This is a genomic window from Prosthecobacter sp. (assembly GCF_044378005.1).
In the GTDB taxonomy this organism is placed as follows: Bacteria; Verrucomicrobiota; Verrucomicrobiia; order Verrucomicrobiales; family Verrucomicrobiaceae; genus Prosthecobacter.
The window spans coordinates 1-2,817 of sequence record NZ_JBILYB010000319.1 but is presented as its reverse complement, the minus strand read 5'-3'; the positions used below and the strand labels follow the sequence as shown (position 1 = coordinate 2,817).

Genomic DNA, 2,817 nt, shown 5'->3' with positions numbered 1-2,817 from the left:
GCAGTTCCTTGCTGGACAACACCACCGTGGTCTTCGGCAGTGGCATGGGCAATGCAAGCGCCCACGCGAACACGAACCTGCCCGTGGTGCTCGCTGGCGGTGGCTTCAAGCACGGCCATCATCTTTTTTTCCCAAAGAATGGCCGCCAACAAACGCCGCTCTGCAATCTCTTCGTCACGCTGCTCCAGCAAATGGGCATCGAGCGCGACCAGTTCGGATCGAGCAGCGGGAACCTCAATCAATTGCTGGTGTAGTATGAAGCGCAGTCATCCAGATTTTAGGCAGGAGAATGGGGGCCGAAGAATGGCCCAGATTCTCCTGCCCCCATTCTTTTGCCTATCCGTCTTCGCTCTCATGAGCATCTCTCTCAAGGCAGCGGACACGACCCCACTCAAACCCGATGCCTTCCTCTCGCGCTACTGCCTCGACTGTCACGACGGTGATGTGCAGAAAGGTGATCGTCGGCTCGATGATTTGCCTTTGAAGGTAGGCAGAGACATCGCCATCGCGGAGCGCTGGCAGGAGGTGCTGCACCAGATTCAGCTCGGTGAGATGCCGCCTGCGAAGAAGAAGCAACCGACCGACGAAGAGCGCCGGGCTTTGCTCGCGTGGATCGAAGAGCAGCTCATGCAAGCGCAGACCTCCGCCCGCACCCGTGGCGGCAGCGTGGTGCATCGGCGACTCAGTCGCGCGGAGTATTTGCACACCGTGCAGGACCACTTTGGGTTTGCGGGCGACTTCGATCCAACCGCCAGCTTCCCCGGCGATGAGGAGTTGGAAGGCTTTCACAACATCGGCTCCGCGTTGCGCACGTCACGGCATCATTTCGAGCAGTATCTAAAGGCAGCCGATGCGGTGATTGATCACGCTTACGATCTCGCCGACGTGAACGGCAAACCCGAAGCCAAGCAATGGAAGGATAGCGCGGACAAAATGCGCGGCCTCAACGATGCCTTCGGGCTGGGTGTCATCAGTGCAGAGAAAGCGAAAGGTCCCGCCTACATTCATCTCAGCCACGGCCTGCGAAATCAGGAACTGATTTTCGATAGCAAGCTCTTCCTAAGTCGCTTGGGCGATACCGGTGTGCCGCATTCCGGTTGGTATGAAGTCGAGGTCGAAGCCATCGCCGCGAACCGTCATCATCCTTATGGCAAGGATCTCATGCTCGGAGGCCTGACACCGTATTACAAAGACCTGAAGTCCTACTATGACGAGTCGCTACCCATGCAACTTGGCATCGGCCGACAAGGCGAAGGCATGAAAGGCAATGGCTGGCGACTCATTCCGCCGAACATCATTCACGCCACCGCCCTACCAGATGATCGCTACACCACCGTCCGCGCTCGCATTTGGCTGGATCGCGGCACCGTGCCTTATATCTCCTGGATCGACGGTCCACCCAAGGGCACGCGAGGAAACTTCATCTCCACCAAGCTCTACAAATACGACCCCAGCGTGCCGAAGATCGACAAGCACGTGTGGGAAAATATCGCCCTGCGTGCCGAGCGCGACAAGCTCTACCAGCACCTCTACCAAGGCCCCGAGGTCCGCGTTCATTACTGGCAAGTCACCGGCCCCATGCGCGACGACAAAGTGCATCCTGCGCGTTCGCTGCTATTCGCGCACATCGCGCCCGACGAGAAACAAATCGAACCCGAGCGCTTGCAAACCGAACTGCTAGGCATCGCCAGCCGACTCTTTCGTCGCGACGTGAACGTTGAAGACATCGCCCCGTATGCGAGCGCCGTGCAAAAGCGTCTCGATGGCAAGACACGCTACGCCGATGCCGCGCGGCCTGTGTTTAAGGCGCTGCTTTGTTCCTCCGAATTTTTGTTTCTCACCGAGCCGGAATCAGACGCGAAGACCATCACGCCGATGCAACTCGCCACCCGCCTCTCCTACTTCCTCACAGCAGGTCCGCCTGATGACAAACTGCGCTCGCTTGCAGCCAAAGGTCCGCTTGATGCTAAAGCCATCATCACCGAAACCGACCGCCTGCTCGATTCGCCACGTGGGGATCGTTTCCTGCGCCTCTTCACAGAGCAGTGGCTCGGCTTGAACAAGCTCGGGACCATGCCGCCCTCCAAGGAAACGTTTCCTGCCTATCACATCGACCGATTGGAGCCCGCGATGCGGGAGGAAACCTGGCGCTTCATCGCCGAACTCATCCGCTCCAATAAGCCGGTCACCGCGCTCGTCGATGCCGACTTCACCTATCTCAATGCCGGACTCGCGCGGCTCTATGAACTGCCCAACGTCAGCGGCGACCACTTGCAACGCATCAGCCTGCCTGCCGATTCACCACGGCGCGGCCTGCTCGGCCAAGCCAGCATCCTTACCATCACCGCCAACGGCGTCGAGACCTCGCCTGTGAAGCGCGGTGTGTGGCTGCTGGAGAAACTCTTCGGCACACCACCCAGCCCGCCGCCGCCGGATGTGCCGCCCATCGAGCCCGACATCCGCGGAGCCACCACCATCCGGCAGCAGTTGGAGAAGCATCGCAGCGTGCAGGCTTGCGCTGATTGCCACGCCAAGATCGATCCGCTCGGCTTCGCCCTCGAAGCCTACGACCCCATCGGCCACTTCCGCAGCGCCTACCCGAACGGTGCCGCCATCGACACCACTGGCGAGTATCGCGGCCAACCCGTCAACAGCCCCGCCGACATCCGCGCCTACCTCACCAAGCACCCCGACCTCCTCGCGCAAAACCTCGCCCATCGCCTCCTCACCTACGCCCTCGGTCGCCCCCTCGGCTTCACCGACCAGCCCGCCCATCGCCGTCTGCAAGCAGACTGGAAAGCAAAAGGCTACGCACTC

Annotated in this window: 1 protein-coding gene and 1 pseudogene; both read left to right on the top strand. The window is 60.3% G+C overall.

Translation table 11 applies throughout. From position 1 onward, the window contains the following. Positions 1–254 (top strand): annotated as a pseudogene (locus AC6FTP_RS26725) (DUF1552 domain-containing protein); the annotation flags it as partial. Between the two features lie 100 nt (positions 255–354). Continuing rightward, positions 355–2,817: DUF1588 domain-containing protein (locus AC6FTP_RS26720; RefSeq protein ID WP_497209945.1), on the top strand; the 2,463-nt coding region annotated here is incomplete at its 3' end.